Annotated in this window: 4 protein-coding genes; 3 read left to right on the top strand and 1 reads right to left on the bottom strand. The window is 39.8% G+C overall.

Translation table 11 applies throughout. The annotated features are described in order from the left end of the window. The first annotated feature begins 180 nt into the window (after positions 1-180). The gene (locus IQ228_RS20385; protein WP_027403970.1) at positions 181-495 is read left to right on the top strand and encodes a hypothetical protein; all 315 of its coding nucleotides are present in this window, start codon (positions 181-183) and stop codon (positions 493-495) included. A 375-nt stretch (positions 496-870) separates the two neighbouring features. On the opposite strand, the gene menB is transcribed toward IQ228_RS20385, so the two are convergent. Further along, complete coding sequence (gene menB / locus IQ228_RS20380) at positions 871-1,707, bottom strand: 1,4-dihydroxy-2-naphthoyl-CoA synthase (RefSeq protein ID WP_035082730.1); 837 nt, start codon at positions 1,705-1,707, stop codon at positions 871-873. 164 nt (positions 1,708-1,871) lie between these two features. Here menB and IQ228_RS20375 point away from each other — a divergent pair, with 164 nt between their 5' ends. After that, positions 1,872-4,253: a phosphoketolase gene (locus IQ228_RS20375; protein ID WP_193964180.1), complete on the top strand. Its 2,382-nt coding sequence runs from the start codon at positions 1,872-1,874 to the stop codon at positions 4,251-4,253. Between the two features lie 138 nt (positions 4,254-4,391). After that, a partial coding sequence (locus tag IQ228_RS20370; RefSeq protein WP_193964179.1) for a serine/threonine-protein kinase occupies positions 4,392-5,318 on the top strand: 927 nt, incomplete at its 3' end.

Here is a 5,318-nt window from a genome sequence, read left to right as displayed (position 1 = left end):
CTCTAATAATTATTTACATATATAACAAGAATCTAAAGATATCCTAAAGTTTATTTATGGTTAATAATCGCTAGAACCTATATCCAACAATGATTTTTTACCCTTCATGCCTATTTTGATTAAGAAGCAAGATATATAAGTGTGATAAGTAGTCCTGAATGGTACTGAAGATGAAGGCACATGAAACTAATTAAGCGTTTAACATCTACCTGTCGTTATTGTCGTTATTACCAGCCACAAGGTCGTCGTGGTGGTATGTGTGAAAAATTGAGCGCACCAGTACAAGGGGTCTGGAAAGCTTGTCCTTTCGTCATGTCCGCTTTTGCACCTGCTTGGGAAACTTTAGAAGATGCTTGGAGTTTACCAGTAGCCAAACCTGTTTTTGCGGCTGCTCAAACTCTCCAGACCGATTTGGATCATGTTACAGTAGTCTCTGTCGAAGACATTCCTGCTGCCGCTACACAAGAAGTGAAAAATCAAAGCGTACTCATTTAACTATTCATGATTACGGACATCAATTTTCTGTCCACCCTAATAAAATTTGACTGGCAATTTGTTAGTGTTTCCAATTTTGACATCTTTAGAAATCGCACCTTCCACAACAGGTGCGATTTTGGTAAGTAGTGAGACAGAATTAATTACACAATGTTATTGCGTTAGCGCAGCGTGGCGTTAGCCATAGGAAACGAAGTGAAATGAAGCAATTGCCAGGGTTGTGATTGCTTCCCTTCCCTCGCAATGACTGTAAATATTTTTGTCCAATTACTTATATAGCAGGACGTAGGGGCGCAGATCCTGCGCCCAGTCAAGAGTCAGGAGAACAAAGAAAGATTGAGACTCTTATGAGTAAAGTTTCATTATCAAATCAATTTAAGGCAACCAAGGAAAATCTCGGAAGTTAGGGGGACGCTTTTCCAAAAAGGCTTGTTTTCCTTCTGCTCCTTCTTCTGTCATGTAATAAAGTAGAGTAGCGTTACCAGACAATTCTTGTAAACCAGCTTGTCCGTCACAGTCAGCGTTAAATGCTGATTTCAGACAACGAATAGCTATGGGACTTTTTTCTAATACTTCTTGCGCCCATTGTACGCCTTCTGTTTCTAGTTGTTCTACAGGGACGACAGTATTAACCAAGCCCATTTCTAGGGCTTCTTGGGCGTTATATTGACGACAGAGAAACCATATTTCCCTGGCTTTTTTTTGTCCTACTATTCTGGCTAAATAACTAGCACCAAAACCACCATCAAAACTCCCTACTTTGGGTCCTGTTTGCCCAAAAATGGCATTATCAGCCGCAATAGTTAAATCACAAATTAAATGGAGAACATGACCCCCACCAATAGCATAACCCGCGACTAGGGCAATAACGACTTTGGGAATGGAACGAATGAGACGTTGCAAGTCTAAGACGTTTAACCGGGGGATTCCGGTTTCGTCTACATAACCTGCTTGTCCACGCACACTTTGATCACCACCTGAACAAAAGGCATATTTTCCATCTGTATGAGGTCCTGCACCTGTAAATAGGACTACGCCAATGGTGGTATCTTCTTTAGCATCCCAAAAGGCTTCGTATAGTTCAAATACGGTTTTTGGACGGAATGCGTTACGTTTGTGGGGACGGTTAATAGTGATTTTGGCGATACCGTCGGTTTTTTGGTAGATGATGTCTTCGTAGGTTTTGACGGTCTTCCAGTCGGTTTCTATCATGAATAATCTGTGATTTGTGCTTGAGAATTTTATCGCGGATATCGAAGTATTTTTCTCGCCGATATTTTCGTTGTTTTTCTGATACTTAGAAAGCCCTGCGCCCCTACTTCTTGACAATGGGGTTTAAAATTGATTGGTGCAAATACTTTACATTGGGGTTGGAAATGACTATTGCCAGTATTCCACAGATCAAGCCTTTAACAGACAAAGAATTGCAACAAATCAATGCTTATTGGCGTGCTGCTAACTATCTGTCTGTGGGACAAATTTACCTTCTTGACAATCCTTTACTAAGGGAACCCCTCAAACAAGAACACGTCAAACCTCGACTCTTAGGACATTGGGGAACTACTCCAGGGCTGAACTTGATTTATGCCCACTTTAACAGAGTTATTAAAAAATACGATCTCAATGCAATTTACATAGCTGGACCCGGACATGGTGGACCCGGACTTGTTGCCAATACATACTTAGAAGGAACATATAGTGAATATTACCCTAACATTTCCCAAAATGAAGAGGGAATGCAAAAACTATTCAAACAATTTTCCTTTCCTGGTGGTATTCCCAGCCACGTCGCCCCAGAAACCCCTGGTTCTATCCATGAGGGGGGAGAATTAGGTTATGCTTTAGTTCACGCTTATGGGGCGGTATTTGATAACCCTGATTTGATAGTTGCGGCGGTTGTCGGTGACGGAGAAGCGGAAACTGGACCTTTGGCAACTAGCTGGCATTCTAACAAATTTATTAACCCGGTTACTGATGGTGCGGTTTTACCAATTCTGCATTTAAATGGTTACAAAATTGCCAACCCAACCGTATTAGCACGGATACCTCATGAAGAGTTAGAAAGCCTATTTATCGGCTATGGCTATAAACCTTACTTTGTGGAAGGTGGTGACCCTGCGGAAGTTCACCAACAAATGGCAGCAGTATTAGATACAATCATTCCAGAAATTCAAAGTATTCAAAGAGAAGCGCGGATACATGGTTGCCAAGAAAGACCGCAGTGGCCGATGATTGTTTTACGCACTCCTAAAGGTTGGACGGGTCCCAAGGAAGTGGACGGGAAGAAAACAGAAGGTTATTGGCGATCGCACCAAGTCCCCTTTAGTGATATAGCTGGTAAACCGGAACATCTGCAACTGCTGGAAGATTGGCTAAAAAGTTACAATCCTGAAGAACTGTTTAATGAAAAGGGTCAACTCATTCCTGAACTTGCAGAATTAGCACCCAAAGGTCAGCGTCGCATGGGAGACAACCCCCACGCTAACGGCGGAATTTTGCTGCGTGACTTGAAAATGCCTGATTTCTCCAACTACGCTGTAGAAGTACCCCAACCAGGGACAGTTAACGCCGAAGCTACCAAAGTTACTGGTAAGTTTCTCCGTGACATTATGAAACTGAACGACGAAAGCCGCAACTTCCGCGTTTTTGGTCCTGACGAAACCGCCTCAAATCGGCTAGATCCTTTATTTGAAGTGACAAATCGCGCTTGGGATGCGGAAACTCTCCCCGAAGATGACCATTTATCACCGGACGGTCGAGTAATGGAAATCCTCAGCGAAACCAATTGTCAAGGATGGTTAGAAGGCTATTTATTAACAGGTCGTCATGGTTTCTTCTCCTGTTATGAAGCTTTTATTCACATCATTGATTCGATGTTCAACCAACACGCCAAATGGTTGAAAACGACTCGTCATATTACTTGGAGAAGACCAATTGCATCTTTAAATTATCTTCTCACTTCCCACGTTTGGCGACAAGATCATAACGGGTTCTCTCACCAAGATCCTGGGTTTATTGACCACGTAATTAACAAAAAAGCCGAAATTATTCGTGTTTATCTGCCACCTGATGCTAATACTTTATTATCAGTAACCGACCATTGTTTAAGAAGTCGGAATTATGTCAATGTCATTGTGGCTGGTAAACAACCAGCATTACAATATTTAGACATGGATTCTGCAATTAAACATTGTACTAAAGGTTTAGGAATTTGGGAATGGGCAAGTAATGATCAAGACAGTGAAACTGATGTAGTTATGGCTTGTGCTGGAGATGTTCCGACTTTGGAGACTTTAGCGGCTGTGGATATTTTAAGACAACATTTCCCAGATTTAAAAGTGCGGGTTGTCAATGTTGTGGATTTAATGACACTACAACCACAAAGTGAACATCCTCACGGTTTAAGTAGTAAGGATTTTGATACGATTTTCACAACTGATAAACCTGTGATTTTTGCTTTTCATGGTTATCCTTGGTTAATTCATCGTCTCACCTATCGGCATACAAATCACCACAATATTCATGTGCGTGGTTATAAAGAAGAGGGAACAACAACCACACCTTTTGATATGGTAGTGATGAATGATTTAGATAGATTCCACTTGGTTATGGATGTGATTGACCGTGTTCCAAAATTAGGTTCTAAAGCAGCTTATGTGAAGCAAAAATTGCAAGATAAGTTGATTTCACATCAGCATTATATCCAGAAACACGGTGAAGATATGCCAGAAATTCGTGATTGGACTTGGCCATATTAATAATTGAGTCAAGCTGATTTTATCGGTAAGGGTTTAGCACTGCTAAACCCCTACCCATCTAAAGTTTGCGTAATCTTGTAAAAGTCCATTGCTCTTGATGCTAGAATTTAATAACCAGGGTTATAAAAATATATTTCTATGATTGGTAATATTCTCCGTCAACGTTACAGAATTATCAAAAAATTGGGTGAGGGTGGGTTTTGTGAAACATACCGTGCAGAAGATTTAGATATTCCCGTAACTCCTAAACCAGTTTGTGTAGTTAAACGTTTAAAATCTACAGAGATTGATATGAATAGTATCCGTTTATTTGAACAAGAAGCACAAATATTATATAAACTAGGAGAAAATCACGATCAAATTCCTAAATTGTATGCCCATTTTCAGGAAGGTCAAGAATTTTATTTGATTCAAGAATTTATTGATGGACATGATTTAACTGAAGAAATAACACCTGGTAAAAAGCTGGGTGAAGGGGAAGTAATTCAACTTTTACGAGATGTTTTAGAAATCTTGGTTTATGTCCATGAAAATAATGTAATTCATCGGGATATTAAACCAGCCAATATTATGCGGCGTAAAGATGGGAAGTTAGTATTAATTGATTTTGGGGTGGTGAAACAGATTAATACTACTATTGCTATGAAATCAGGGTTTACCAGTAAAACTGTTGGTGTTTATACAGAAGGATATACGCCAGCAGAACAGAAGGCAGGTAAACCTAAATTAAGTAGTGATATTTATGCTTTGGGGATGACAGCAATTCAGGCTTTAATTGGACTTCCTCCTCATTCCTTGCCAGACGATCAAGATGGAGAGATTCTTTGGCACTATGGATCTCAAGTAAGTGATAAATTCGCTCATTTCATCACTAAAATGGTGCGTTATTATTGGAAACAACGCTATCAAGATGCGAAAGAAGCATTAGAAGAATTAAATAAAATTTTTGGAGTTAGTCAACAACAGAATATACATTCAGGAACACAATATCAAGTTAAAGATTGGCTTGAGGATGGGAATAAATTATTATTTAATTATGCAAAAAATTTTTGGAATGAGTTAAAT

Origin of the sequence: Dolichospermum sp. LEGE 00246, assembly GCF_015207865.1 — a bacterium.
GTDB classification, from domain to species: Bacteria; Cyanobacteriota; Cyanobacteriia; order Cyanobacteriales; family Nostocaceae; genus Dolichospermum; species Dolichospermum heterosporum.
The sequence above is the reverse complement of the archived record's forward strand: the minus strand, read 5'-3'. Positions and strand labels throughout refer to the sequence as shown.